The organism is Streptomyces sp. NPDC002574 (assembly GCF_042889545.1).
GTDB lineage: Bacteria > Actinomycetota > Actinomycetes > Streptomycetales > Streptomycetaceae > Actinacidiphila.
The window spans coordinates 62,768-87,043 of record NZ_JBIARB010000002.1 but is presented as its reverse complement, the minus strand read 5'-3'; the positions used below and the strand labels follow the sequence as shown (position 1 = coordinate 87,043).

The following is a 24,276-nucleotide window of genomic DNA, read 5'->3' as shown; positions in this document are numbered from 1 at the left end:
ACCGGGGGTACGAGCACGGGCGCAATCGAATTCGCCGCGCGCGGCGGACGCGTGCCCCAATCGCGCTGAGACCCAGGTCACGCCCCCGAGCGCGGATCGCCTCGCCGCGCGCGGGACAGGCATACTCGGGCCCTGCGGGAGCATCGGCACCCGCTGTCAGCGGGAGGTGCGCGATGGTGTCGTCGTCGGGGACGGAGCCGCGGAGGGTCACGATCCATGACGTCGCCCGGTCCGCCGGGGTGTCGCGGCAGACCGTGTCGCGGGCGCTGAACGACAAGAACGAGATCGAGGGCTCCACCAAACAGCGCGTGCTCGACGCCGCCCGTGAGCTCGGCTACCGGCCGAGCCGGTTCGCACGGGGGCTGGTGCGGCAGGACACCACGACCATCGGCCTGGTGATCCCGGACCTGCTCAACCCGTTCTTCACCGAGGTCGCCGCCGCCGCACTGGAGGCGGCACGCGCCCGCGGCTGGCACGTCGTGGTCTACGACACCGCCGACCGCCCCGAGGAGGAGCTCGGCACACTGCAGGTGATCGGCTCGCAGGTGGACGCGGTGGTCGGCTACTTCAGCTGCGCCGAGGACACCCTGGAGCGGTTCACCCGAGGCGTCCCGGTGGTGCTGATCGGCCGGCCGCACCACTCGGCCCGGTACACCTCGATCCGGATCGACGGCGAGCAGGGCGTCCACGCCGCGGTCGCGCACCTGGTCGCCAAGGGGCACACCCGGATCGGCATGCTCGACCACGGCGGCCGGGCCGAGCCGAGCATCCGCCGCGACTGGTTCACCGCGGCCGCGGCGGCGTACGGGGTCGACGCCGGCACGGTGGTCGGCGCCGACCAGTCGGCCGACGGCGGCGGGGCGGCCCTGCGGACCCTGCTCGCCGCGCATCCGGACGTCACCGCGGTCTTCACCTTCAACGACATCATCGCGATCGGCGCCCTGCGCGAGGCGCGCCGGCTGGGCAGGAGCGTGCCGGGCGACTTCGCCGTGATCGGCTTCGACGGCCTTCAGCTCGGCGCGCTCGTGGAGCCCCCGCTGTCGAGTGTCGCGCTCGACACACGCAGGCTCGGCGCGCTCGCCATCGACCAGGCCGCACGACTGCTGACCGGCGTCGAACCGCTGGACGCGGACGCCCTGGTGGTCCGGGCCGAACTGCGGCTGGGCGGGTCCGCGTAACCTCTCGGACACATGTGTGACCGAATGTCTTGACACTCGCCCGCGCCGGAGCGCACACTCTCGAACAATTCAGAACGCTCCCGTGAGCGTTCACGTGAACGCTCACGGGAGCGCTCACGAGAACAGAATGCTTGGCTTGCTGATTTCCGCCACGGCGCTCGGCAGTTGAACCGGCACCGTTGCGACCTGTCCATTCCGACCAGAAGGCATCCCGCCTGAGGTGTCAACGTCGACCCGTCTAGCGTCGTAGCTAGTCGTTCTCTGGTAAGGAAATAATGAGCAACACAGTCACGCGCATCCGCCTCGCGGCCGTCGCCGCCGTCGCCGCGACCGCCAGCGTCGCCGTACTCGCCGGGTGTTCTTCGTCGCCCGACACCAAGGCCGATGCGGCCGCGGGCTCCTGTGAGCCGGCGAAGGGCAAGGTGACCCTCCAGTACTGGAACACCGTTCCGGGCATGGACCAGGTCGTCGCCCTCTGGAACAAGAAGAACCCGGACATCCAGGTTCAGATGAAGAACATCTCCAACGACCAGTACGGCACCATCGGCAACGCCCTCAAGGCGGGCAAGGCGCCGGAGCTGGCCCAGGTCGGCTATGACGAACTGCCCTTCCTGCGCACCCAGAACGCCTTCGTGGACGCCTCGGCCTGCAAGGACGCCACGGCCGCGAAGTCGAAGTTCGTGCCGTGGACCTGGTCGCAGACCAGCTTCGGTGACACCGGCGTGTTCGCCTTCCCGCAGGACACCGGTCCGATGGCCCTCTACGTGCGCAGCGACATCTTCAAGCAGCACAACATCGCGATACCGAAGACCTGGGACGAGTACGCCGCGGACGCGGAGAAGCTGCACAAGGCGGACCCCGACCTCAGCATGACGTTCTTCGACCCGAACAACGCCGAGTGGTTCAACGGGCTCCTCTGGCAGAACAACGCCGAGATGTACTCGTACGCCGGCGACAAGTGGCACGTCACCGTCGCGTCCGACCAGAGCAAGCAGGTCGCCGACTACTGGCAGAAGCTGATCGACGAGAAGGTCGTCCGCACCGACCTCGCGCACGGCTCGACGCAGATGTACGCCGCGTACCAGAAGAACCAGATCGCCACCTACGTGGGCGCCGCCTGGGGCTACAGCATGTTCCGCGACAACCTGCCCAAGCAGTCAGGCAAGTGGTCGATCGTCCCGATGCCGACCTGGGGCACCAACGCCGCCTCCGGCGACTGGGGCGGCTCCACCGTCGCGTTCATGAAGGGCAACACGCACCTGTACGAGTCGGTCAAGTTCAACGACTGGCTGAACTCCGACCCCGAGGCGCTCGCGCTGGAGAACAAGCTGGGCGGCCTGTACCCGGCGGCCACCGCCGGCGCGTCGCTGCCCGCGCTCTCCGAGGGTGTGCCGTACTACAACAACGAGAAGATCTTCGACGTCTTCGCCGAGTCGTCCAAGAACATCGACACCAACTTCTCGTGGGGCCCGACCCAGAAGACCGTGAACCTGGCGCTCCAGGACACGCTCGCCAAGGCGGCGGCCGGTGACGGCAAGCTCGACGACGCGCTCGCGGCAGCCCAGGCGGCCGCGCTGAAGTCGATGAAGGATCAGGCGATCCCGGCTGTCGCGGGCAAGTGACCGCGGCATGACTGATATCGCAACCCGCGCGACGCGCGTGGTGGCGGCCAGAGGGGGCCGCCGTCGTCTCAACGGCGGCGGCCCCCGGGCAGGCACCATCATCGCGTTCCTCACCCCGTTCTTCCTCCCCTTCGTGCTGTTCTACCTGGTGCCGGTCGGCTACGCGGTCTGGCAGAGCTTCCTGGTCGTGCGCCGCACCGGGGGCCAGTACGGCACGTCGTACACGACCTTCGGCGGTTTCGAGCAGTACGTGCAGGTCTTCCAGAACACGGAGTTCTGGAACAGCATCGGGCGCATCGGGCTCTTCGGCGTCGTACAGGTGCCGGTCATGCTGTTCGTCGCCCTGATCATGGCGCTGCTGCTCGACACCCCGCTGCTGAAGCTCAAGTCGTTCTTCCGCATCACGGCGTTCATGCCGTACGCGGTGCCCGGCGTGATCGCCGCGATCATGTGGTCGTACCTGTACTCCCCGCAGCTCAGCCCGCTCGTGGACGCGCTGAAGGGCATCGGCCTGCAGCCCGACTTCCTCGGCCCGGGCGCGGTGCTCTGGTCGGCGGCGAACGTCTCCACCTGGCTGTGGACCGGCTACAACATGCTGATCATGTACTCGGCACTGCAGTCGATCCCGCAGGAGCTCTACGAGGCCGCCAAGCTCGACGGTGCGAGCAACTGGGCGATCGCGTGGAAGATCAAGGTCCCGATCATCGCCCCGTCGATCATCCTCACCACGGTCTTCTCGATCATCGGCACCCTGCAGCTGTACGCGGAGCCGGCGGTACTGCGCCAGATCTCGTCCAACATCTCCAGCACGTACACGCCGAACATGCTCGCCTACGCGGTGGCCTCCGGGAACAACTACCAGCAGGCTGCGGCGATCTCCGTGGTCATCGCCGTCATCACCTTCGTTTTGAGCTTCGGGTTCATGCGACTCACCTCGAAGAAGGCGGGACTGTGAGCAACCAGACCCTGATCCGCGAGAGCCGCGTCAGCCGCACGGCCGTCATGGCGCTGATGTTCCTCCTGGCGATCTACTTCCTGCTGCCGATCTACTTCCTGATCGTCGCGGCGACCAAGCCGCAGGGCGACCTCGCCTCCACCAACGGACTGGCGTTCTCGCACTTCGACCTGTTCAGCAACCTGCACATCCTGTTCACGCGCAGCGACGGCATCTTCGGGCGCTGGGCCCTGAACAGCGTGATCTACGCGGTGCTGGGCGCGGCCGTCGGCACCCTGATCTCCGCGCTGTGCGGCTACGCGCTCGCCAAGTTCAGGTTCCGGGGCCGCGAATTCCTGTTCTCCGTCATTCTGGGCGGAGTCCTCGTTCCCACCACGGCGCTCGCGCTCCCGCTGTTCCTGCTGTTCTCGGCGACCGGGATCGTCAACACCTACCTCGCGGTCTTCCTGCCCAGCATCGTCAGCCCGTTCGGCGTATACCTGGCCCGGATCTTCACCGCCGCCGCCGTGCCCGAGGAGATCCTCGAGTCGGCGCGCCTGGACGGCGCGGGAGAGTTCCGCACGTTCTTCTCGGTGGCGATCAAGCTGATGGCGCCGTCGCTGGTGACCATCTTCCTGTTCCAGTTCGTGGCCATCTGGAACAACTTCTTCCTGCCGATGGTGATGCTGCAGAAGGAGTCGCTCTTCCCGATCACCCTCGGCCTCTACGAGTGGAACGGTCAGACCGCCCGCGCCCCTCTGCTGCAGGAGTCCGTGATCACCGGCTCGCTGGTCTCGATCGTGCCCGTGATCATCGTCTTCATCCTGCTCCAGCGGTTCTGGCGCACCGGGCTCGCGTCGGGCTCGCTGAAGTAGTCCCGCAGCACCGAATGCTGCCGTTCCCGCCTTTCCTGTCACCCTGCAACAGAAGGTCCCCCGCGCTATGCAGAACTCCGCCGACTCTGCCGTTTTCGTACCCCATTTCCACTGGGACCGGGAATGGTATGAGCCTTTCCAGGTGTTCCGTCACCGGCTGGTCGCCGCTCTCGACACCGTGCTGGAAACGGCCGAGTCGAACCCGGACTTCCGGTTCACCGTCGACGGTCAGATGGCCGCGATCGAGGACTACCTGGAGATGCGGCCGGAGAACCGCGACCGGGTCAAGGCCCTGGTCGCCGACGGCCGGCTCGCCATCGGGCCGTGGCTGATCCTGCTCGACGAGTTCCTCTGCTCCGGCGAGACCATCGTGCGCAACCTGCAGATGGGCTGGGCGGCGGCGGCGGAGCTCGGCGGCTCCATGCCGATCGGCTACCTGCCGGACATGTTCGGCCACGTCGCGCAGATGCCGCAGATCCTGGCGCGCGCCGGAATCGAGCACGCGGCGCTGTGGCGCGGTGTCCCCGGCTCCGTCGACGGCCACGCCTTCCGCTGGCGCGCGCCCGACGGCTCCGAGGTGCGTACCGAGTTCCTCTTCGACGGCTACGACAACGGCCTGGACGTCCTGCTGGTGCCCGACCAGATCAGGCGCGCGCTCGGCGAGTACGCGGAGATGACGGCCGGGCGCTGGGGCAACGACCCGGTGCTCGCGATGGCCGGCACCGACCACAACGCGCCCGACCCGCAGCTGGCGGCCTGGCTGCGACGCGCCTCCAGCGACGAGCGCGCCATCACCATCGCGACGCTCGACGAGTACATCCGCGAGCACGTGCGCGACGAGGTCTCCGCCGTCGTCACCGGTGAGCTGCGCAGCCACGTGCGGGGCAACATCCTGCCGGGCGTGCTCTCCGTGCGGCTCGCGCTCAAGCAGCGGATGGCCGTCGCCGAGCGCACCGTGGACCACGCCGAGCGGGTGAACGCCCTGTGGTCCCAGCGGGACGACTCGCCGTTCCTGTCGCTCGCCTGGCACAAGATCATCGAGTCCTCCGCGCACGACTCGGTCGTCGGCTCCGGCACCGACGAGACCTCCGACCAGGTCGAGGCCCGGCTGGCCGAGGCCGCGCAGGCCGCGCGCGCGGTACGGGACGCGGCCCTGGCCGAGCCCGCCGCCCTGATGCCGAGCGACGGCTACCTGGTGGCCAACCCGCTGCCGTTCCCGCGCACGGCCCTGGCCGAGGTGGATGTCGTGGCCCCGCCCGAGGGCACCCACCTGGTCGCGACCGCCGCCGACGGCTCGGCGCACCCCGTGCAGCTGATCTCCCAGGCACCGACCGTGCTCAGCGACGAGCGCATGGACGCCTCGCAGCTCGAGCGCGTACTGCGCCGCATCCACCGCCGCGAGCTCTTCGGCCGGCTGATCGACCACTACGAACTCACCGCGGGTTCGCTCGTCTTCCACCTCGCCGAGGTCCCGACCAGCGGGCCGTTCGATCTGCTGATCCTGCGCCGGGAGGTCGCCGCCGCGGCCGCCGCGCACCCCGGTGAGTGGCGGGTGCTCACGCTGGAGGAGGCCCGCGCGACGGCACTCGTGCCGGTGCGGGTCCCCGCCTCCGGGCTCGCCGGCTTCCGCGTCGCACCGAGCGAGCACACCGCGCCGCAGTCGACGGCGTACGCCCCCGCGACCGCGACGGACCGCACCCTGTCGAACGGCCTCGTCGAGGTGGCGATCGCCGCCGACGGCACCCTGGACGTCACCGGGGCCGACGGCACCGTGCTGCACGGCGTCGGCCGCCTCGTCGACGGCGGTGACCGCGGCGACAGCTACAACTACGCTCCCCCGGCCCAGGACGTGCTCGTCTCCGAGCCGGCGGAGATCACCGTCGAACTCCTCGAGGACGGCCCGCTGCGTTCGAGGATGCGCGTCACCCGCGTCTACGAGTGGCCCGCCGAGCTCTCCGCCGAGCGCGACATCCGCAGCGCGCGGACCGTGCCGACCCCGGTGGAGACCCTGGTGGAGGTGCGCGCGGGCGAGCCGTTCGTGCGTGTCTCGACGTCCTTCCTGAACCAGTCCGCCGACCACCGGCTCCGCTTCCACGTGCCGCTGCCGCGGCCGGCCACCACCTCCGCCTCCGCGGGGCAGTTCGCCGTCACCGAGCGCGGGCTCACCTCCGAGGGCGGCTGGGGCGAGTACCCGATCCCGACCTTCCCCGCGACCGCCTTCGTGTCGGCAGGGGCCGCCAACGTCCTGCTCGACCACTCCAGTGAGTACGAGCTCGTCGGCGACGGCTCCGAACTCGCCATCACCCTGCTGCGCGCGATCGGCTCGATCAGCGTCAACATCCACCCGCTGCGCGACGAGCCCGCGGCGAGCGAGATCCCGGTGCCCGGCGCGCAGGACCTCGGTGTGCGCATCGAGAACCGCTTCGCCGTCGTGCCCTCGGCGACCGGCTGGCAGGGCGCCCACGCGGTCGCGCTCGCCGAGGAGTTCCGCAACGACGTGCTGGTGACCCGGGGCACCGCGCCCGCCGGGGGCCAGCTGCCCCCCGACGCCACGGGCCTGCGGGTCGAGGGGACGGACATCCTCGTCTCCAGCATTCGCCGCGTCACCGGCGACGAGCGCGGTACCGGCACCGAGGTGCGCCTGGTGGCCATGAGCGACTCGGCGGCGACCGCGCGCGTGACCGGCACGTTCACCGAAGCCACCACGGTCGACCTGCTCGGCCGTCCGCTGTCCACGACGCGGGCCGGGGGCGAGCTCGAACTCCCCCTCGGCCCCTGGGAGATCCGGACGGTCGTGGTCCGGTAGCGGCCACCTCCGCACGACGCCGGGTCACCGGGGCCACCGGGCCCCGGCCACCCGGGGTCGGCGCACCCCCGTCCGGCGTCCGGATCGTTCCGTGAGCAAGAAAGAGTTGTGACCTCGTGCCCTCCCCCATTTCCGCGTACGTCACGGACACCGCACCAGGGCGTGGACCGCTGCGCCCGGCGCGCTCGTGGCTGCATTCCGACGCCCCCTCTCTCTCGCTGAACGGGAACTGGCGTTTCCACCTGTCGCCGACGGCGCCGGCGGCAGAGGACTTCGCGGCCGAAGGCTTCGACGACGGCGCCTGGGACGACATCCCGGTGCCCTCGCACTGGGTGCTCCAGGACGACGGCGCCCACGGCCGGCCGATCTACACCAACGTGCAGTACCCCTTCCCGATCGACCCGCCGCACGTCCCGGACGAGAACCCCACCGGCGACTACCGCCGCCACTTCGACGTGCCCGCCGACTGGTCGCGGGCCGAGCGCGTCGTCCTGCGTTTCGACGGTGTCGAGTCGCTCTTCAAGGTGTGGGTGAACGGCCACGAGATCGGTGGCGCGAGCGGCAGCCGCCTGGCCCACGAATTCGACGTGACCTCGTCCGTGCGCCCGGGCGACAACGTCGTCGCCGTGCGCGTGCACCAGTGGTCGGCCGCCAGCTACGTCGAGGACCAGGACCAGTGGTGGCTGCCCGGCATCTTCCGTGACGTCACGGTCCTCGCCCGCCCGGCCGGCGGCATCGAGGACGTGTGGCTGCGCACCGGGTTCGACGGCGGACGTGGACGGGTCGAGGCCGAGATCACCGCCGGGGCGGCGGCGTTCCCGGTCACCCTGCGCGTCCCCGAACTCGGCATCGAGAAGGTCTGGGCCTCGGCGGCCGACGTCGCCCCGTTCGGCATCGACGACGTGGAGCCCTGGACGGCCGAGCAGCCGCGCCTGTACGACGTGACCGTGTCGACGGCCGCGGAGAGCATCGCCCTGCGCGTGGGCTTCCGCACCGTCGAGATCCGCGGCGACCGGTTCCTGGTCAACGGCCGCCGCGTCGTCTTCCACGGGATGAACCGCCACGAGACCCACCCCGAGCGCGGCCGCGTCTTCGACGAGGCCCACGCCCGCGAGGACCTGGCGCGCATGAAGCGGTTCAACGTGAACGCGATCCGCACCAGCCACTACCCGCCGCACCCGCGGCTGCTCGACCTCGCCGACGAACTCGGCTTCTGGGTCGTCCTCGAGTGCGACCTGGAGACCCACGGCTTCGACAAGCTCGGCTGGGTGGGCAACCCCAGTGACGACCCGGAGTGGCGTGCCGCCTACCTCGACCGCATCGAGCGCACCGTCGAACGGGACAAGAACCACCCCAGCATCGTCATGTGGTCGCTCGGCAACGAGGCGGGGACCGGCTCCAACCTCGCCGCGATGTCCGCGTGGGTCCACGCCCGCGACCCCGAGCGGCCCGTGCACTACGAGGGCGACCACGCCGGCGAGTACACCGACGTCTACTCGCGCATGTACGCCTCGGTGCCCGAGGCCGAACAGATCGGCACCGACGGTTCCCACACCCCCCTCCTCAACTGCACGCCCGCGCAGGGCGCCCGGCAGCGCACCAAGCCGTTCCTGCTCTGCGAGTACGCCCACGCGATGGGCAACGGGCCGGGCGCGCTCGACCAGTACGAGGAGCTGGTGCACCGGCACCCGCGGCTGCACGGCGGCTTCGTCTGGGAGTGGCGCGACCACGGCGTCCTGACGAGGACCCCGGACGGTACGCCCTACTACGCGTACGGCGGCGACTTCGGCGAGGTCGTGCACGACGGCAACTTCGTCATGGACGGCATGCTGCTCAGCGACGACGTCCCGACGCCCGGCCTCCACGAGTTCAAGGCCGTCGTGCAGCCGGTGCGCTTCACCTTCGGCGGGCTGGAGAGCTTCGACCTGCTCGGCAGCGACCACGTCGCGATCACCAATCTGCGGCACTCCGCCGACACCTCCGACCTGCGATTCCGCTGGCGCGTCGAGCACGACGGGACGCTCGTGGACTCCGGGGAGTTGGACGTGCCGGTCGTCGCGGCGGGCGAGTCGGCGCGTGTGCCGCTGCCGGCCATCGCGGTGGCGCGGGACGCGGAGACCTGGCTCACCCTCGACGCGGAACTGGCGGCCAAGACCGACTGGGCGCCCGAGGGGCACGTCATCGCGACCGCCCAGCTGGACCGTTCGGCACCGCGTCCCGCGCCCGCCGTCCGGCCGCGGGCCGACTGGCGGCCGGGTGACGGCACGCTGACGCTGGGCATCGCGGAGTTCGAGCGCGGGTCCCTGGTACGCCTCGCGGGCCGCGCGGTGGCGGGCCCGCGGCTGGAGCTGTTCCGTGCCCCCACCGACAACGACGAGGGCACCTCAGGGGAGAACGAGGAGAGCGACAGCGGTGTCGCCGAGATCTCGCACGCCGCGCTGTGGCGTCGCGACGGTCTCGACCGGCTGACCTCGCGGCTGGTGTCCGTGGAGCACGCCGACGGGGCGCTGCGCACCGTCGCCGCGGTCTCCGCGGCGGACTCCGCCCTGTCGGTGACGGTGGAGTCCGTCTGGACGGTCGAGGACGGCGAGCTCGACCTGCGCGTGGAGATCGAGCCCTCCCGCGGCTGGTCGACGGTGTGGCCGCGGATCGGGATCCGTCTCGACCTGCCCGACGGCACGGCTCCCGTCGACGGGGCCGACTGGTTCGGTCTCGGTCCCCTGGAGTCCTACCCCGACAGCATGCGCGCGGCACGCACCGGACGCTTCTCCTCCACCGTCCGCGACCTGGCGGTCGACTACGCGCGGCCCCAGGAGACGGGACACCGTTCCCAGGTGCGGGAGCTGACGCTGTCGAGCGGCGGCACCGGGGTACTGCGTATCACCGCGGTCCCGGACGCGCGCGGCCGCCGGCCCGGCTTCACGCTCAGCCGGCACACCCCGCAGCAGATCGCACGGGCCGCGCACCCCTTCGAGCTGCCGGATTCGACGACCAGTCACCTCTTCGTCGACGCCGCACAGCACGGCCTGGGTTCACGGGCCTGCGGACCGGACGTATGGCCGGAGTTCGCGCTCCGGCCCGAATCCCGCACGATCAGGTTGCGCATCGCGGCAGGTGCGTGACCGAGCCTGGACGACACGGGGCGCCCGCGCGAAGCGGGCGCCCCGTGTCGTTCCACGACGCGCCCCCCAAAAGACGCGGGTGGGGGCGCTGTTAGCCTGGTCCGCATGATCGGCGTCCACACCAAGCTGCGGATATCCGGCTTGCTGGTGCCGAACGGTCCCGGTCCGCAACGCGCGCTCATCGTCGCGAGCTTCGTCAGCCGGGTGGGCAACGGACTGTTCAACACCGCCGCGGTGCTCTACTTCACGCTGGTCGTGCGCCTGCCCGCCGCACAGGTCGGGGCCGGCCTCACGATCGCCGGGCTGACCGGGCTGCTGGCCGGGATCCCGGCGGGAAACCTGGCCGACCGCTACGGACCGCGTACGGTCTGGCTGACCACCCTCACGATGCAGGCCGCCACGATGGCCGCCTTCGTCCTCATCCACAGCTGGGTCACGTTCACGCTCGTCGCCACCCTGGACCGGCTGGCGGCGACGGGGAGCGGTGCCGCGGGCGGTGCGCTCATCGCCCGGACCGGCGGGGAACGCCCGGCCGCGTTCAGGGCGAGACTCCGCACCTTCGTCAACCTCGGCGTGGTCCTGGGCACCCTCGGCGCCGCCTTCGCCGTCTCGGCCGACACCCGCACCGCCTACACCGCGCTCATCCTCGCCAACGCCGCCAGCTTCGCCTGCGCCGCCCTGATCGCCCTGGCCGGCGTCCCGAACTACCGCCCCCTGCCCCGGCCCGAGGAGCACCATCGCTGGGCCGTCCTGTCCGACCGGCCGTTCGTGTCCTTCGTCGCGCTCTACGGCGCGATGGGCCTGCAGTACCAGACGGTCTCCCTGCTGCTGCCGATCTGGCTCTCCGCCCACACCGACGCGCCCCGCTGGACCGTGGCGGCGGTCTACGCGGTCAACAGCGGGGTGTGCGCGCTGCTCCAGAGCAGGATCGGCTCCCGGGTGGAGTCACCGCGCCAGGGAGGCCGGGCGTTCCGCCTCGCCGGGCTGCTCTTCCTGGTCAGTTGCCCCTTGATGGCCCTGACCGCGGACGTCCCGGTCCGGATCGCGCCAGGACTGGCCGTCCTCGCCGTCTGCGTGCACAGTCTCGGAGAGGTGTGGGAGTCCTCCGCCGGATACGCGCTCGGCTTCGGTCTCGCCCCCGACCACGCCCAGGGCCAGTACCAGGGCCTCTTCGGCATCGGCTTCGACGCGGGACAGGCCCTGGCCCCGGTCGTCCTGACGACGGCGGTCCTCGGACTCGGGCACGCGGGCTGGCTGCTGCTCGGCGTGTTCTTCGCCGCCCTGGGGGCGGCGGGGCCCGCGGTGGCCGCTTGGGCGCAGCGCACCCGCCTCACGAGCGCTGCCCGAGACGGCCTGAGCCCTGTCCCGTAGGCCGCGTCGGTGCCTGACCGTCGGCGCCCCGAACGTGATGTCGGAATGCCGCCGGCAGTGCGCTGACCGGCCTGTGAGGCTGTGACGTCGGCGCGCCGCGGCCTGCCGGGAGGACGAACGCGCCCTGCGACACAGGAGGATGGATGACCCGGCCCAAGGCAGGAGGCTCCCACGCGGTCCTCGGCCGGTTCCTTCTGCTGGCGCTGACCTGGGGTGCGAGCTTCCTGGTCATCAAGGTCGGGCTGGAGGGGTTCACGCCCGCACAAGTGGTGCTGGGCCGCATGCTGGCCGGCGCGGACGGCGCGCGAAGGTTTGCCAGCGCTCGATGGCGGCTTCGAGGTCCCGGCCATGAAGGCCCCGTTCGGCTTCACAACGGACGGCCTCGCGGCGCGTGTGCGGTGAGAACTGTGATGGCCGACGCCGGTGGTCCCGAAGGCGGGACTGGCAGATGGCGTCCAGACGCAGAGCAGCCGCCGTCTTGCGGGGCATGGCTCTTCTTTCGGAGTGGTCGTTTCCGTGGTCACTCTGCTGTGCGAGCCTTCGGCCGGTCAAGTCCTGGTCCCGGCGGGGTCTCACTGGCTGAAGCCCCGCCCACGCCGAGCGCCGGGTCGCACCGGCCGCCGTCCCGAAAGAGCCGCGTCCAGATTCACGATCGTCACCCACCGGTCGTGGTCACCCTCGGCGCGAGGCCTCACGGCTGTTCGGTTGTTCGAGAAGCTTCGTGATTTCCTCGACATTGGCGAGGTTCTGCGCGCGATCCACGGGCGCGCCATGAAAGCGGGGACGGCTTCGCACTTCGACCGTCGACAATGGGCCGGCCGAACGGACGGTGACCCTTATCACCTGCGCATAGCCCTCTCCATCGGGTGCCTTGCGCACTGCTGAGACCCGCCCCGATTCGGGGAACTCCGCGAGGAAGCGCACACCTCCGAGCCCTTCGATGATCTTGTGTGCGGCTCCGATCGTGCCGGCGCTCCCGCCCCGGACCGACACGGTCCGCACCTGGCGCGGTGAGACGTTCCCCGGCGTCACCGCGTAACCGAGATCGCGCACCCGCCGGACCTGGACGAGGAATCCGGCGCCCACGTGGAGCAGGAGCAATCCGGCGAAGATGATGCCGAAGGCCAGGCCCGCCGCCATCAGGTCGTCCCCCGGGGACCGTCCCATGGAGCCCTCGGTCGCGGCGGTGAAGCAGATGATGAGCACCGTGATGAGCAGGGCATGAACGGCGGCATACACCGTCGAGTGGAGCAGAACGAAACGTACGACCTTCTTCACGGCTCTCTTTTGTGCTGCGCTGGGAGTGAGCGGGCACGGCCGACGGCCGCGCCCCACGGCGGAGCTTACCGACCGGATCGACGCGAGCCCACGGCGACAGCGGACCCGGGCCCCGGACCGCAGGACTCTGCGGTCGGTTTCATGCGCGGCGGAAATGATCCGCTCCCTATTCTTCTCGCACAGGAATTTCGCCCGGCCGAATATCGGCCCCGACATACCACTGGAGGAGGAGCGACCGCATGGGAGCGCTGCCGGGACCGGAGGAGATCGAGCTCGCGCCGTGGGCCGCGCGGCACACGTTCCCGTCGCCGGGGGACGTCGACCGCGAGTTCGCCCGCATCGCCGACGCCCATCCCCGGTGCCGGCTGGAGCGGCTCGGCGTCTCGCGCGGCGGCCGACCCGTGACGACGCTGACCGTCCCCGGCGGCCCCCGGCACGTGGTGGTCGTCGGTGGCCCGCACCCCAACGAGCCCGCCGGCCACCTGACCGTCCTGGTGCTGGCCCGCCTCCTCACCCGCACCAGCGCGTGGACCGGCGACATCGGCTGCACCTGGCACCTGGTGAGCTGCATCGACCCGGACGGTGCCGCCCTGAACCCGTGGACCGGAATGCCGTTGGACCTCGGCGCCTACCACCGGCACTTCTACCGGCCGCCGCTGGCGGCGCAGCCGGAGTGGACGTTCCCCGCGCCCGGCTTCTCCCGTCCCCTGCCGGAGACGACGATCCTGCACGAACTGCTGACCGCGGTACGGCCCGAGGTCTACGTCGACCTGCACAACGCGGACTTCGGCGGCGCGTTCTTCGTGGTGAACCGCCCGCACCCGACCCTGTCCGGGGCGTTGCGCGACGCCGCCGCCCGGCACCGGATCCCGCTGGGCCGCGAAGGGATCGACACCCTCGGCTGGGCGAAGGACGGCCCCGGCGTGCATGTCATGCCGCCGGTCGGCGAGCTCGTCGTCACACGGCCCGGCGCCGACGGGCCCTCCCATGGTGCGAGCAGTCTGCACCACCTCCCGCCGGGTGCGATCGGTGTCATGCCCGAGGTACCGCTGTGGCCGGCCCGCGCCCTGACCGCCCCGTCCAGCGGCCCGTGCGCCACCGGCCACCCGGAGCTGATGCGGCAGACCGCCGCCTTGCTGCACGAGCGCTGCCGACTCCTCCAGGAGTTCCTGGACCGCGTGCTCCCCCACCTGCCCGGCGACGCCGAGGTGTTCACCGACGCCGCCGCCGACACCCTGAGGTCCGCCGCCTCGTGCGCGGCACTGTGGCACACCATGGCCGCGGGGCCGGTCACCCGCGACCAGTACGCGGCCGCGGCGGACGGCGCGGCATGCTTCCCCCTGCGTGCCGCCGGCATGCTGCTGCGCGCCACCGCGAGCCTGCCCGCGAGCTCTCGCCCGGGAGTCGAACGCACCGTGCCGGCCGAGGTGTTCGAGGACTGGATCAAGGATCTGCAGGCCACCGCACCCGCCCCGTACCCACTGCACGCCGTCGTCGGCCTGCAGACCGCCGCCGCCCTCACAGCGGCCGCTGTCGGCCCCTGACCTGCGGGCACGCCCGACACCCCTGGGGCCACTGGTACGGGAGGGGACCATGAGACCGAAGGGAAATTGACGCACTGTGCTCGCCCGTTGCCCGGGTGCGGGCGCCATACGTGCGGGATAGGGTTTTGACGGCGAGGTCGATTTCAGTCGAATTCACTCCAAATTGAGTCGAATTTTCCGGGGGCGCGCCGCCGCGGCGCCTCCCTCGATGGTCACGACCGCGTCGCGAGCGCTGACGACGCCGATCGGCCTTCAATGCCCGCCCGAGGGAGGAACGGGAGCATGGCGTTCATTTTCAAGGACGAAGCCTTCATGTTCGAGACGCTGCGTGCCGCCGGGTTCGCCGGGGACGCCGGAGCCGACATCGGTGAGGTCCTCGTCACCACGGCCCAGATTCCCGAGGGTGACGAGGACGCCTGGACGGCGGCCTGGAGGGCCACCGCCGAACGCACCGCCGAGCGCGGCGAGATCTCACTGGACGTGGGCGACCCGGTCAGCGCGCGCGAGGCGTTCCTGCGCGCGTCGAGCTACTACCGCTCGGCCGAGTTCTACCGGCGCAAGGATCCCCTGCACGATCCCCAGGTCCTGGAACTGTCGCGGCTGTCCAAGGACTACCTCGTCAAGGCGGGCGCCCTGCTGGACGGGCCCTTCCACGAAGTGGCCATCCCGTACCAGGACACCGAGATGCCCGGCTACCTGTTCCTGGTCGACGACAGCGGGGAGCCCCGGCCGACCGTCGTCTACACCAACGGCTTCGACTCCACCCGCGAGGAGGGCTACTTCGTCATCGGCGCGGCGGCGCTGCGCCGCGGCTACAACTTCCTTGCCTACGACGGCCCGGGCCAGGGCTGGATGATCCGCGAGAAGAACGTGCCGTACCGGCCGGACTGGGAGCATGTGCTCGGCCCGGTGGTCGACTACGCCCTGACCGTGCCCGAGATCGACGACGACAGGATCGTGCACTTCGGCTACAGCCTCGGCGGCTACCTCGTGGCGCGGTACGCGGCCAAGGACCACCGGTCGGCGGCGATCGTGTGCAACGACGGCATGACGACCTTCTACGCGTCGTACCCCCCGATCCCCGAGGCCACCTTGAAGCTCATCGAGGAGGGGAAGGACGCCGAGGCGATCCCGCGGCTCGAGGCGATGATCAAGGACGACACCAACGCCCGCTGGGGCCTGCAGAACGGTGTCTGGGTGAACGGGGTCGAGAACTTCGCCGAGTACGTCCGCAGCACCGCCGATTACACGCTGAGCACGGACGACATCCACGAGATCCGGACACCCGTCCTGATCCTCGAGGGCGAGGACGACAAAGTCTTCGCCGGTCAGGCGGACAAGGTCGCCGCGGAGTTGCGCGCCCCGCACGAGCACGTCGTGATGCGCGACGCGGACGGCGCGGGTCAGCACTGCCACGAAGGGGCGATGTTCCTGCTCCACCAGACGGTCTTCAACTACCTGGCCAGGACACTCCGCTAGCCGTTGCGGCCGGACGTCACCACCGGACGCACCGGCGGGACGCGCCGACGAAACGCATACAGCGGACGTATCGACCGCGGAGCACCTGCCCGGCTCGGAAACCTGCGAGTTCGCAATCCTCAGTTCTCCATCGGGCAGGTGCTTCCGTGTCGTTCAGCGCGGCGTCACGCCTCGACGAGTTCGCCGGCCGGCACGGCGCCGGAGGCGGCAACGGCACGACGGCGGGCGAGCATCCCCGAGAACCAGTAGCCGGCGATCATGAGGGCGACGACCGCGACGGTCTCGGTGGCGCCCAGCACCCAGGTGGACGCGGTGGCCTCCTTGGGCGGGAGCTTGGGCAGGTCGTCCATGGCCAGGGGGACCGCGGAGTGCGCGGCCGCGTCGGCCTGGAAGGCCTGGTTGCGGGCGGAGCCGTGGAGGAAGGGCGCCACGAAGAGCAGTGCCATCGCGAGCAGCGTCTCGAGGGTGATCACGACGGGGAACTCCCGTACCAGGAGCGTGCGCAGCGGGCGCTCGTCACCGGCGGCCCGCAGGGCGTCGATCCGCGGGTGCAGCCAGAACTGGTTGAAGACGCCGAGCAGCAGCAGCGTGCCGAAGATGAGGATCTTCACGCCCAGCACGCGCCCGTACATCGTGCTGAACAGCTGCGACGGACCGTCGACGTGCTCCCAGTACAGGAACAGCCCGGACAGGGTGATCGCGGCGACGCAGAGCATGGCGGCGGACGAGAACCGGCGGATCGCCGGGGACCAGAAGGCGCCGCGGTCGGCGGGTGCGACCGCGCCCGGGAGGGCGAGCAGTGCCAGACCGGCCACGCCGCCCAACCAGACGGACCCGCCGAACAGGTGGAGCATCCACATGACGGTCTCGAATATGGTGCGGCCCCAGTCGTCGGGGACCTCGTCCGGGAACTTGGTGGTGCCGAGCGCGACGGCCCCCGCGCCGAGCCCGGCCGCGAGCAGCAGGCGCCGTGCGGAGCCGGACACGCCCTTGCGGAAGGCCAGCGGCGCGACCAGGACGGCGCCGACCAGGACGAGGGTCACCTCAAGCCCTGACAGGCGGCCGGCGTTGCTGCCGTCGTAGAGCGAGTTCCACGCCGCGCCGTAGTCGTATCCGCCGTCGTCCCCGGAGTGGGCGAGGCCGGTGAGCACCGCGGGCACGGCCAGAACTCCCAGCACGACCGCCGCACGGGCGAGCCGGACGGTCACCGCGGAAAGCGCCTCGGCACTGATCCGCCCGGCCGCGGGCCCCGCGGCCACCAGGGCCAGGGCCGTCACGCCGACGAATCCCATCAGGGTCACCCAGGCCGACCACGCGACAGCGCTGTCGGCGAACGGGCCGAGCGGGGTCGATGGCGCGGGGGCCGCGGAAAACAGCATGGGGAAAGGCATGTGATGGGACGGCGGCATGACTGATCACCCTCGGGCATGGGGAAGGAGAAATCCAGAGGAGCTTAGGTTAGGCACACCTAACTACTCCGTCAATGCGGCTCAGGCTTGCCGGCGTGAGCCGCGGACGCCCCCGGGCGCGAACCACCGCCGGGCGGACAGGCGTTGACCGCCTCCACCTTTCGTGAAGCGACCGAGGGCAATATCGCCGCGATCACCCCGGGAAAGCCGGACCAGGGCCAGTCGGGCCGGGTGACCCTTTCCGGACATCACCAAGCGCGAGTAAAGCGTTCTCGATGATCACGCCAGATTGGTTCAGCCCGCGTCCATGCCGAACGAGTCATGGACAGCACGTACTTCGACGGCCACCACATGGAAGTCCACGACCCGCTCGGCGATCTCCCGCGCCCGCTCCGGGCTCGCGCACTCGATCACGTAGTAGGCGGTCAGCTGTTCTGCCGCTTCCGCGAACGGCCCGTCCGTCGTGGCCGACACCGAGCCGTCCCCTCGCCACCGGATGGTCGTGGTGTCCTTCGGGTAGGCCAGCCCGGCTCCGTTCAGCATCTCGCCGGAGCCCGCCAGGTCCTGGTGGAGCGCCTCGTGCCGGCGGAAGACCTCGGCACGCTGCGCCGCCGACATCGCTTCGGTCGCCGCGGGATCGGCGTACATCAGCACCATGTACTTCATGCCATCACCCTGACACCGCACGCAGTCGTCGCACCAGACGGGGGACGGCCCGTCACAGGTCCTGGAACCGCCGTACGAACCGGCGTTGCCAGGGTGTCTCCACCGCGCGGCGGTCGTAGTGCCGACGGACGTACGCCACGGCCCGACCGGCCGGCACTCCGTCGAGCACCGCCATGCACGCCAGGGCGGTCCCCGTCCGGCCGTACCCACCGCCGCAGGCGATCTCGACGCGTTCGTATGCCGCCCTGGTCAGGGCCTCCCGCAGGACCTCCCGCGCTTCCCCCGGGTCCCGGGGCAGCCAGAAGTCGGGCCAGCGCACCCACCGCGCGTCCCATTCGGTCGGCGGAGGCCGCCTGCCGAGCAGGTGGACGGCGAACTCCGGCGCCGGCCCGGACGGCAACGGACGACGCAGCCCCCGGCCCCGCACCAGCACGCCGGAGGGAAACCTCATGACCCCGCCGCAGGTCGGGCTCCAGTTCTCCGTCACGTGCGCACGGTAGCGGCGTCGCGACCTCAGCCGTCGGCGAGCCGGGTGACGATGTCGGAGACCTGTCGGCGGACGGCGTCCCGGGCCGCCGGGGGCAGTGAGCCGACCTCGGTGGGTTCCAGTGCGCGGAGGGCCCGTTCGGCGTCTGTGTCGCACGGGGTGGTCGCGGTGAGGACGTCGTAGCCGTCGCGGACGGCGATACGGAGGTGGGTTCGCCCGGCGGCGTCGGCGTGCGCCGCGGTGGCCACGACGAGGGGTGGCGGCCCGCCCGCTTCGGCGGGCTGCTTGTGGTAACCGCTGGCGATCGGTTCGCGCCAGCGGATGCCGAGCAGCAGGTGGCGCTTGGCGACGGCGTCGGACAGGTCGGTCTCGTAGGTCCCGTCCGGTTCCAGGGTGACGGCGCGGGCATCGAGGACGAGTGCGGCGGGCAGGAGGCAGCGCAGGGCGCTGCCGATGAGATTGCCGCCGACAGTGGCGGTGCGGCGAACCGCTCCCGTGCCGACGCTCGCGGCCGCCCGTCGCAGTGCCTCCGGCACGCGGTCGTCGATCCGGTGCAGCACCACCGCCGCGCCCAGTGCCTCCCGCCCGATGGTGTTGGCCTCGGGCAACTCCCTTAGTGACATGGCGTGTTCGGGGAAGCCGTCCCGCTGCCAGCCGGCCCACACGAGCGTCGCCCCGCCGATGGGCACCGCCTCCCGGGCCATGCACTCCTGGGCCTCGGACACAGAGGTGGGCAGATGCAAGAGCACGGCAGTCGACCTGCTTTCCTGGAGAGCCGGCGGTGCAAGGAGATCGTCTCGCCCGTCCGATCGCCTCGGTGCGCATTCTCCCCCGACATGCCGGAGCACGTACAGGGCACGGGAGTTGAGCCGCCCGGTGCAGGCCCGCGATGGGAGTCCGGTCATAACTCCTCTGCGCGGGGGCGCCGTTGGTGGTCGGCCAGCCCGACGACGGGACCGGGCCGTAAGGGGCTCGGCGCAGTCACCACAGAGGGCCGCGCGATGGACCTGGTGCACCGCGCCGTGCACCCCAGTGATCACCCCCGGGAACCCCGGAGACCCGCCGTGACCGGCGTCTCACTGTCCGAGCCACGCTCATGCTTGACGTGTCAAGCAAAATGGCCGTACTTTCCTTTCGCAAGCATATCTTTGACGAGGCAAGTACATGTTCAAGCTGTTCAAGACGAAGGAAACAGGGACGCCCATGACCAGGATCGGCATCATCCTCGGCAGCACCCGCCCCGGCCGCAACGGCGAGGCCGTGGCCCGCTGGGCCTACGAGATCGCGTCCCGGCGCACCGACGCCGAGTTCGAGCTCGTGGACCTGGTGGACTACAAGCTGCCGCTGCTCGACGAGGCGTACCCGGCGGCGATGGGCCAGTACTCCCAGCCGCACACCCACGCCTGGGCGCAGAAGATCGCGTCCTTCGACGGCTTCGTCATCGTCACTCCCGAGTACAACCACTCCGTGCCCGGCGCGCTCAAGAACGCCATCGACTTCCTGCACGCCGAGTGGGTCGACAAGGCCGTCGGCTTTGTCAGCTACGGCTCGACCGGCGGCACCCGTGCCGTGGAGCACCTGCGCCTGATCGCCGGTGAGCTGCAGATGGCCGACGTGCGCTCGCAGGTCGCCCTCTCGCTCTTCACCGACTTCGAGAACTTCAGCACCTTCAAGCCCGCCGACGGGCAGCGTGACACCCTGGCCACCACCTTCGACCAGGTCGTCAGGTGGGCCAACGCCCTCGCCCCGCTGCGCGCCGGCCGGCACGACCGCTGACACCACCGCGCGGAACCGGCAGGGGACCACGGGCAGCGCCCCGTGGTCCCCTGCCGCCGCGCTTCGCCCTGGTGGGAGCGGGGCTGAGCCGATCGGTGTAGCTGTCGGGCGGGCGGGCCTGCCGCCGGGAGGGGCGGGGCAGGCATGGGGGCGGAGGTGCTTTCGGATGCCCAGCGGTGACGTGCTCGCCCTCGTCGACGAGGGTGGCCGGGTGGTCGAGTGGGGGCCCGCAGCAGAGGAACGGTTCGGACGGTCCGCCGAGGAGGCCGTCGGGCGGTCCGTGACGGCGCTCGTGGACGCGGTCCCCGGGCGCGGCGCCGAAGGGCCGCGGCACGAAGGGCTCGCGAACACGCCCGGGGTGCTGGTCAAGCCGGTGCTGCGCGGCACGTCCGTCGCCTGGCAGGTGTTCTCGGCGGGCGACGCCGGCCCGGCGCAGGACGCGGCGGTCCTGAAGGCCCTGTTCACGCACGCACCGGTGGCGCTGCACGTCCTCGACGTCCGGCTGTGCGTGGTGCGCGCGAGCGCCGCCGGTCGCGGACCGCGTCCCGTGCCCGAGGAGCTCGTGGTGGGCAGGCATTTCACCGACGTGTGCTCCTTCGAGGCCCCCGGTGACGAGACCGTCGTGGCGCAAGGAGTGCTGGACGGCGGGGAGCCCGTGGTGGACCGGCTCGTGCGCGGCGCCAGACCGTCGCGCGGCTCCCGGCGGCCCATCCACTCCGTCTCCTACTTCCGGCTGGAGGGCGCCGACGGCGAGGTGCTGGGCCTGGTGGCATCGGCGGTCGACGTCACGGAGCGGGAGAACGCGCAGAATCGCCTCGCCTTCCTGGAGACGTTCCGCACCCGGGTCGGGCACCGCCTGAGCGTGCCCGCCGTCTGCTGGGAGGTGGTCGAGGCCCTGGTGCCCGCCTTCGCGGGCATCGCGGTCATCGAGGTGATCGACGACGTCGTCCGCGGAGAGGAACCGCCCCCGATCCCCGTCCGCGAGGACATTCCCCTGCGCCGGGCGGCCTTCAAGGGTCTCATCTCGGCTCACCCGGTCGGGGACGTGCGCTCCCTGCCGGCCGGCACGCCGTTCTCCCACGTCCTGTCGGACATGCGCCCGCGCCTCGTCCCGATCGACGAGGACAGCTCCTGGCTGGACGCCGACGCGGACCGGGGCGATGCCATCCGGCGGTCCCTCGCCCACTCACTCATCGTGGCGCCGCTGGAGTTGCACGGCCAGGCTCTCGGCGTGGTCAGCTTCTACCGCCAAGGGCACGAAGACCCCTTCGAGGAGGACGACATCACGGTGGCGTCCGCCGTGTGCGCGCACGCCGCGCTGTGCATCGACAACGCCCGCCAGTACATGCGCGAGTGGATCATCGCCTCGACCGTCCAGCACAGGCTCCTTCCCCGGCAACCCGTCGCACCGGCCACGCTGGAGATCTCCCCGCTGCACCTTCCCGATCCGGAGGACGCCGGCGCGTGGTTCGACGCGATCCCGCTGCCCGGCGCCCGGACCGCGCTGATCGTCGGCGACGTGACCGGGCAGGGCATCACGACGCCCATCATGATGGGGCTGCTGCGCACGGCGGTTCACACACTCGCCGCCCTGGACCTCCAGCCCGACGAGTTGCTGGCCCGCCTGAGCGACACCGCGTCCCGGCTCTCCGCCGCCGACGCCGCGCTGCCTCCCATGGACCCCATGCACCACGGCCCCGTCACCGCCGGCTGCGTCATCGCGATCTACGACCCGGTGGACCTCACCTGCACCGTCGCCCGCGCCGGCCTGCCGGAACTCCTCGCGGTCCTGCCCGACGGCACCTCGGCCGGCCTGTCCGTCCCTCCGGGCCCGATGCTCACCGGATCCGGCAGGGCCCCGTTCCCGGCGACCACCGTCAGCCTCCCCCAGGGCAGCACCCTGGCCATGGCGACGGGCGGGCTCGTGGACCAGGTCCTGGCACCGGCCGGCCGACTGCGCCCGCTCCTGGACCGCGCCCCCGCACGGCCGCTGTCCGACCTGCGCGACACCATCGCGTCGGCGGCCGCGGACGGCCACCTCCCCGGCGAGACGCTGATGCTGCTCGCCCGTACGAAGGCGCTGCCCGCGGAACGGGTGCTGACCCTCCCGCTGCCCGCGGACGCCGAGGCCGCGCCGGTCGCCCGCGCGGCGACGCAGCGGCAGATGGAGCTGTGGGGCCTGGACGAGGAGACGGCGTTCACCACCGAGCTCATCGTGAGCGAGTTCGTGGGCAACGCGGTCCGCCACGGCGCTCCGCCGCTGCGTCTGCGCCTGATCCTGGACCGGATGCTGACCTGCGAGGTCAGCGACGGCGCGCCCAGCTCGCCCCGGGTGAAGCACGCCCGCACCATCGACGAGACGGGCCGCGGGCTGTTCATCGTCGCGAGCCTCGCCGACCAGTGGGGCACCCGCCACCACGCGCGGGGAAAGACCGTCTGGGCGGAGCAGCCGACCGGGCGGTCCACGCCGGCCGCGGGGCCCACGGGCGGGTGACGGTACCCGCGGCCCGTACGCTGAGGAGGCGATGAACCTCTTCAGCACGCCGTCGGGCGCACTCGAACTGACACGCTTCCCGGCGGACCCGCGGGAGTCCCTGCGGGCGTGGGACGCCGCGGACGACTACCTGCTGCGGCACCTGGCCGAGACCGGAACGGACCTGACGGGCGAGGTCACCGTGCTCGGGGACCGCTGGGGTGCGCTGGTCACGGCGCTGGCCGCACACCGCCCGACGCAGATCACGGACTCCCACCTCGGGCAGCAGGCCACCCGGGCCAACCTGCGGCGCAACGCGCCGCAGGCACAGGACGGGGTGCGGATGCTGACCACGCGCGACGACCCGCCCGCGCGCATCGACGTCCTGCTGATCAGGGTGCCGAAGAGCCTGGCCCTGCTGGAGGACCAGCTGTACCGGCTCGCCCCCGCGCTGCACGCCGGGACCGTCGTGGTGGGCACGGGCATGGTCACCGAGATCCACACCTCGACGCTGAAGCTCTTCGAACGGATCGTCGGACCGACCCGCACCTCACTGGCCGTCCGCAAGGCCCGGCTGATCTTCAGCACGCCCGACCCCGCGGCCCGGCGCGGCGCGAACCCGTGGCCGCTGCGCTACCCGCTGCCCGAGGACATCGGCGTGCTGTCGGGCCGCACCGTCACCAACCACGCGGGGGTCTTCTGCGCCGACCACCTCGACATCGGCACCCGGTTCCTGCTCCGGCACCTGCCGGACCGGAACGGACCCGACAGCGTGATCGACCTGGGCTGCGGCAACGGCGTGGTCGGTACCGCGGTGGCGCTCGCCAACCCCGGCGCCGACGTGCTGTTCGTCGACGAGTCGCACCAGGCCGTGGCGTCCGCCGAGGCCACCTTCCACGACAACGCGGAGCCCGGGGCCAAGGCCCGGTTCCTCGTCGGTGACGCCGCGGACGTCCTGACGGCGGTCCCGCCCGGCGGCGCCGACCTGGTGCTCAACAACCCTCCGTTCCACTCCCATCAATCGGTCACCGACACCACCGCACGCCGTATGTTCCACACCGCCAAGGACGCGCTGCGCCCCGGCGGCGAGTTGCTGGTCATCGGCAACCGGCACCTGGGCTACCACGTGCGGCTGCGGCGGCTGTTCGGCAACAGCGAAGTCGTCGCGTCCGACCCGAAGTTCGTGATCCTGCGGGCCGTCAAGAGCTGAGCACCCCAGCCACTCGTTCCCCGGTGGATCGGCGGTGGCCGGGCGC

17 protein-coding genes are annotated in these 24,276 nt (G+C 71.2%); 12 read left to right on the top strand and 5 right to left on the bottom strand.

What is annotated here, in order from left to right:
* Positions 1 to 173 precede the first annotated feature (173 nt).
* From ACFYXS_RS04250 to ACFYXS_RS04220, 7 genes are all read left to right on the top strand, one after another.
* Complete coding sequence (locus ACFYXS_RS04250; RefSeq protein WP_389243681.1) at positions 174 to 1,178, top strand: LacI family DNA-binding transcriptional regulator; 1,005 nt, start codon at positions 174 to 176, stop codon at positions 1,176 to 1,178.
* A gap of 275 nt (positions 1,179 to 1,453) precedes the next feature.
* Positions 1,454 to 2,800, top strand: a complete 1,347-nt coding sequence (locus tag ACFYXS_RS04245; RefSeq protein WP_389243679.1) for an ABC transporter substrate-binding protein — start codon at positions 1,454 to 1,456, stop codon at positions 2,798 to 2,800.
* A 7-nt stretch (positions 2,801 to 2,807) separates the two neighbouring features.
* A complete protein-coding gene (locus tag ACFYXS_RS04240) occupies positions 2,808 to 3,755 on the top strand; it encodes a carbohydrate ABC transporter permease (RefSeq protein ID WP_389243677.1) in 948 nt (315 codons plus the stop codon).
* Positions 3,752 to 4,609, top strand: coding sequence for a carbohydrate ABC transporter permease (locus ACFYXS_RS04235; protein ID WP_389243675.1), 858 nt, complete (start codon positions 3,752 to 3,754; stop codon positions 4,607 to 4,609). Before ACFYXS_RS04240 ends, ACFYXS_RS04235 begins: the two co-directional genes overlap by 4 nt.
* Before the next feature lie 67 nt (positions 4,610 to 4,676).
* The gene (locus ACFYXS_RS04230) at positions 4,677 to 7,415 is read left to right on the top strand and encodes an alpha-mannosidase (RefSeq protein WP_389243673.1); all 2,739 of its coding nucleotides are present in this window, start codon (positions 4,677 to 4,679) and stop codon (positions 7,413 to 7,415) included.
* A gap of 116 nt (positions 7,416 to 7,531) precedes the next feature.
* Positions 7,532 to 10,537: a glycoside hydrolase family 2 TIM barrel-domain containing protein gene (locus ACFYXS_RS04225; protein ID WP_389243671.1), complete on the top strand. Its 3,006-nt coding sequence runs from the start codon at positions 7,532 to 7,534 to the stop codon at positions 10,535 to 10,537.
* A 105-nt stretch (positions 10,538 to 10,642) separates the two neighbouring features.
* Positions 10,643 to 11,908, top strand: a complete 1,266-nt coding sequence (locus ACFYXS_RS04220; RefSeq protein ID WP_389243669.1) for an MFS transporter — start codon at positions 10,643 to 10,645, stop codon at positions 11,906 to 11,908.
* Between the two features lie 672 nt (positions 11,909 to 12,580).
* On the opposite strand, the gene ACFYXS_RS04215 is transcribed toward ACFYXS_RS04220, so the two are convergent.
* Positions 12,581 to 13,186: a hypothetical protein gene (locus ACFYXS_RS04215; protein WP_389243667.1), complete on the bottom strand. Its 606-nt coding sequence runs from the start codon at positions 13,184 to 13,186 to the stop codon at positions 12,581 to 12,583.
* A gap of 239 nt (positions 13,187 to 13,425) precedes the next feature.
* On the opposite strand from ACFYXS_RS04215, the gene ACFYXS_RS04210 reads away from it, so the two are divergent.
* Together ACFYXS_RS04210 and ACFYXS_RS04205 are read left to right on the top strand one after the other, a co-directional pair.
* Positions 13,426 to 14,730, top strand: a complete 1,305-nt coding sequence (locus ACFYXS_RS04210) for a M14 family zinc carboxypeptidase (RefSeq protein WP_389243665.1) — start codon at positions 13,426 to 13,428, stop codon at positions 14,728 to 14,730.
* 282 nt (positions 14,731 to 15,012) lie between these two features.
* A complete protein-coding gene (locus ACFYXS_RS04205) occupies positions 15,013 to 16,209 on the top strand; it encodes an alpha/beta hydrolase family protein (protein WP_389243663.1) in 1,197 nt (398 codons plus the stop codon).
* Between the two features lie 164 nt (positions 16,210 to 16,373).
* Here the strand turns inward: ACFYXS_RS04205 and ACFYXS_RS04200 are convergent, their stop codons facing one another.
* The 4 genes from ACFYXS_RS04200 to ACFYXS_RS04185 form a co-directional block, all read right to left on the bottom strand.
* Positions 16,374 to 17,588, bottom strand: coding sequence for a copper resistance D family protein (locus ACFYXS_RS04200; protein ID WP_389243661.1), 1,215 nt, complete (start codon positions 17,586 to 17,588; stop codon positions 16,374 to 16,376).
* A gap of 324 nt (positions 17,589 to 17,912) precedes the next feature.
* On the bottom strand, positions 17,913 to 18,284 hold the full coding sequence (locus ACFYXS_RS04195; protein WP_389243659.1) for a YciI family protein: 372 nt from the start codon (positions 18,282 to 18,284) through the stop codon (positions 17,913 to 17,915).
* A gap of 52 nt (positions 18,285 to 18,336) precedes the next feature.
* Positions 18,337 to 18,771, bottom strand: coding sequence for a protein phosphatase (locus tag ACFYXS_RS04190; RefSeq protein WP_389243657.1), 435 nt, complete (start codon positions 18,769 to 18,771; stop codon positions 18,337 to 18,339).
* Positions 18,772 to 18,797: 26 nt separating this feature from the next.
* Entirely contained in the window at positions 18,798 to 19,520 is a 723-nt protein-coding gene (locus ACFYXS_RS04185; protein WP_389243655.1) for an FAD binding domain-containing protein, read from the bottom strand.
* Between the two features lie 454 nt (positions 19,521 to 19,974).
* On the opposite strand from ACFYXS_RS04185, the gene ACFYXS_RS04180 reads away from it, so the two are divergent.
* The 3 genes from ACFYXS_RS04180 to ACFYXS_RS04170 all read left to right on the top strand — a co-directional run bounded on the left by ACFYXS_RS04180 (position 19,975) and on the right by ACFYXS_RS04170 (position 24,230).
* Positions 19,975 to 20,547: an NADPH-dependent FMN reductase gene (locus ACFYXS_RS04180; RefSeq protein WP_389243653.1), complete on the top strand. Its 573-nt coding sequence runs from the start codon at positions 19,975 to 19,977 to the stop codon at positions 20,545 to 20,547.
* A gap of 166 nt (positions 20,548 to 20,713) precedes the next feature.
* On the top strand, positions 20,714 to 23,041 hold the full coding sequence (locus tag ACFYXS_RS04175; protein WP_389243651.1) for a SpoIIE family protein phosphatase: 2,328 nt from the start codon (positions 20,714 to 20,716) through the stop codon (positions 23,039 to 23,041).
* 31 nt (positions 23,042 to 23,072) lie between these two features.
* Positions 23,073 to 24,230 carry a methyltransferase gene (locus ACFYXS_RS04170; protein ID WP_389243649.1) on the top strand — a complete coding sequence of 386 codons (1,158 nt, stop codon included), beginning with the start codon at positions 23,073 to 23,075 and terminating at the stop codon, positions 24,228 to 24,230.
* The last annotated feature ends 46 nt before the right edge of the window (positions 24,231 to 24,276 follow it).

Excerpts from the sequence above, each read along its gene's own strand:
- ACFYXS_RS04250 (WP_389243681.1), top strand. The coding sequence starts at position 174 with ATGGTGTCGTCGTCGGGGACGGAGCCGCGGAGGGTCACGATCCATGAC.
- ACFYXS_RS04245 (WP_389243679.1), top strand. The coding sequence starts at position 1,454 with ATGAGCAACACAGTCACGCGCATCCGCCTCGCGGCCGTCGCCGCCGTC.
- ACFYXS_RS04240 (WP_389243677.1), top strand. The coding sequence starts at position 2,808 with ATGACTGATATCGCAACCCGCGCGACGCGCGTGGTGGCGGCCAGAGGG.
- ACFYXS_RS04230 (WP_389243673.1), top strand. The coding sequence starts at position 4,677 with ATGCAGAACTCCGCCGACTCTGCCGTTTTCGTACCCCATTTCCACTGG.
- ACFYXS_RS04220 (WP_389243669.1), top strand. The coding sequence starts at position 10,643 with ATGATCGGCGTCCACACCAAGCTGCGGATATCCGGCTTGCTGGTGCCG.
- ACFYXS_RS04210 (WP_389243665.1), top strand. The coding sequence starts at position 13,426 with ATGGGAGCGCTGCCGGGACCGGAGGAGATCGAGCTCGCGCCGTGGGCC.
- ACFYXS_RS04205 (WP_389243663.1), top strand. The coding sequence starts at position 15,013 with ATGGCGTTCATTTTCAAGGACGAAGCCTTCATGTTCGAGACGCTGCGT.
- ACFYXS_RS04200 (WP_389243661.1), bottom strand. The coding sequence starts at position 17,588 with ATGCTGTTTTCCGCGGCCCCCGCGCCATCGACCCCGCTCGGCCCGTTC.
- ACFYXS_RS04195 (WP_389243659.1), bottom strand. The coding sequence starts at position 18,284 with ATGAAGTACATGGTGCTGATGTACGCCGATCCCGCGGCGACCGAAGCG.
- ACFYXS_RS04180 (WP_389243653.1), top strand. The coding sequence starts at position 19,975 with ATGACCAGGATCGGCATCATCCTCGGCAGCACCCGCCCCGGCCGCAAC.
- ACFYXS_RS04175 (WP_389243651.1), top strand. The coding sequence starts at position 20,714 with ATGCCCAGCGGTGACGTGCTCGCCCTCGTCGACGAGGGTGGCCGGGTG.
- ACFYXS_RS04170 (WP_389243649.1), top strand. The coding sequence starts at position 23,073 with ATGAACCTCTTCAGCACGCCGTCGGGCGCACTCGAACTGACACGCTTC.